This window comes from Mesorhizobium sp. M7A.F.Ca.MR.362.00.0.0 (assembly GCF_004023175.1).
GTDB lineage: Bacteria > Pseudomonadota > Alphaproteobacteria > Rhizobiales > Rhizobiaceae > Mesorhizobium.
Genome location: NZ_RZTF01000607.1, coordinates 1 through 2,506, shown reverse-complemented (window position 1 = coordinate 2,506; position 2,506 = coordinate 1). Strand labels below are relative to the sequence as shown.

Annotated in this window: 2 protein-coding genes; one reads left to right on the top strand and one right to left on the bottom strand. The window is 64.4% G+C overall.

Translation table 11 applies throughout. From position 1 onward, the window contains the following. Window positions 1-58: 58 nt before the first annotated feature. Window positions 59-1,867: an adenine deaminase gene (gene ade, locus EOC06_RS35875; RefSeq protein WP_128310021.1), complete on the bottom strand. Its 1,809-nt coding sequence runs from the start codon at window positions 1,865-1,867 to the stop codon at window positions 59-61. Between the two features lie 147 nt (window positions 1,868-2,014). Here ade and EOC06_RS35870 point away from each other — a divergent pair. Next, a partial coding sequence (locus tag EOC06_RS35870) for an alpha/beta fold hydrolase (protein WP_128310020.1) occupies window positions 2,015-2,506 on the top strand: 492 nt, incomplete at its 3' end.

Here is a 2,506-nt window from a genome sequence, read left to right as displayed (position 1 = left end):
CCCCGTCACTATACGGGGAGAAGTGCCCGGCAGGGCGATGAGGGGCAGCGCCGGCGTCCTACACGAACAGATCGACCTTCTGGAACGTCGTCACGTCGATCAGGCCGACATCGGAAATCCTGAGTTCGGGAATGACGACCAGCGCCAGCAGCGAGTGCTGCATGTAGGCGTTGTTCAGCGAACAGCCCATCTTGCGCATCGCCTCGGTGAGCTTCTCTGCCTTGGCCGCGACGATCTCGGCCCGCTCGTCCGACATCAGCCCGGCGATCGGCATTTCGACCAGCGCCAGTTCCTTGCCCTTGGAGAACAGCACGACGCCGCCGCCGACTTCGCCCAGGCGATTGACGGCCAGCGCCATGTCCTGCTTGTTGGTGCCGACGCAGATGATGTGGTGGGCGTCATGCGCCACGCTGGACGCCATGGCGCAGTCGCCGATATAGCCGAAGCCGGAAACGAAGGCGTTGGTGACGCCGCCCGTGCCCAGGTGGCGCTCGACCAGCGCGATCTGGCAGATGTCGTTGCGGCGGTCCATGGCGACCAGCCCGTCCTCGACCGGCAGATCGGCCTCCAGCGCGCGCGTCGGCGCCTGGTTCTCGATAACGCCGATGACACGCACCCGCACCTCATTGGCGCCCTTGGGCGCCGTGATGTCGAAGTCGTCGCCCTTCAGCTTCTTGCCGAGCTTGACGGTGTTCTTCGCCGTCTTCGGGTAATCATAGGCCGGAATATCGATTTCGAGCTTGCCGCCCTTGGCCAGCCTGACACCGCGTGCATAGACCTCGTCGATGGTCATTGCGGCGAGATCCGAAACGATCAGCAGGTCGGCCAGCCGCCCCGGCGCGATCGAGCCGATCTCGCGCTCCAGTCTGAAATGCTGGGCGGTGTTGAGCGTCGCCATCTGGATCGCCGTCACCGGCTTCAAGCCCTGTTGGATGGCGTGGCGCACCACGCGGTCCATATGGCCTTCCTGGACCAGCGTGCCGGAATGGCTGTCGTCGGTGCACAGGATGAAATTGCGCGGGTCGATGCCGCTCTCCGTCACCGCCTTGATCTGCGAGGCAACGTCGTACCAGGCCGAGCCGAGCCGCAGCATCGCCTTCATGCCCTGGCGCACACGGGCGATGGCATCCTCGGCGCGCGTGCCCTCATGATCGTCCTCGGGGCCGCCGGCGACATAGCCATGGAACGGCAGGCCGAGATCGCGCGAGGCATAGTGGCCGCCGACCGTCTTGCCTGCATGAACCGTCGCCGCGATCTCGCCCGACATGACAGGATCATTGGCGGCGACACCGGGAAAATTCATCACTTCGCCCAGGCCGATAATGTTCTCCCAGGTCATCGCCTCCTCGACATCGGCGACCGTCAGCTCGGCGCCGGCATGTTCCAGCCCCGGCGCCGAAGGCACGCAGGACGGCATCTGCACATGCACGTTGATGGGCATGGCGACCGCTTCGTCATGCATCAGCCGCACGCCGGGCAGGCCAAGCACATTGGCGATCTCGTGCGGGTCGATGAACATCGAGGTGGTGCCGTGCGGAATGACGGCACGGCAGAACTCGGTCACCGTCACCATGCCGCTTTCGACATGCATGTGCGCGTCGCAGAGACCGGGCACCAGGTAGCGCCCGCCGGCGTCGACCACCTTGGTGCCCTGGCCGATGGCATGGCTGGCATTGGGCCCGCAATAAGCGAAGCGCCCGCCGGCAATGGCGATGTCGGTGCCGGCGATGATCTCGCCCGAATGGACGTTCACCCAGCGGCCGTTGCGCACGACCAGGTCAGCGGGTTTGCGCCCCATGGCGACATCGACCAGATGTGTCGCCATCTCGGTCCACGGTCTGGGTTTTGCGAGCGTTGCTTTCGTCATTCGCGATTCCTTCGGTTGTCGCCAGTCTCGCAAATGTCGGCGGGCGCCGCCAGAGCCGTCGGGCCAACACACCGCGGCAGACTGAGCTTGTTGACTAATCTGGCCAAAGCGCGATGCTGGCTACGGACCGAGCCGTAAGGGGGAAACATGACCCGTTTTTGCAAAGCGTTCGCCGTCGTCATCTTGTTCGCAGCGTCGACCACTTTTGCCGCCGCCGAGGAACGTTGGCAGACCTTGCCGGAGCCTGCGGCCATGCCCAAGCCCGATCAGAGCGGATATGCGCCGGTGAACGGCATCCAGATGTACTACGCCGTTTTCGGAGCGGGTGACCCCGTGCTGCTCATCCATGGCGGCCTCGGCCACGCCGACATCTGGGCCAGCCAGGTGGCCACGTTTTCCAAAACCCACAAAGTGATCGTCGCCGACAGCCGTGGTCACGGCCGCTCCACCCGCACCGAGCAGCCCTATGGCTATGACTTGATGGCGTCGGACTATCTGGCACTGCTCGATTACCTGAAGATCGACAAGACCGCGCTCGTCGGCTGGAGCGATGGCGGAATTATCGGTATCGACATCGCACTGCATCATCCGGAGCGGCTGACAAGGCTCTTTGCGCAAGCCGCCAACGTAACCACCGAC

Coding starts and splice junctions, on each gene's coding strand:
- ade (WP_128310021.1), bottom strand. CDS start 1,867: ATGACGAAAGCAACGCTCGCAAAACCCAGACCGTGGACCGAGATGGCG.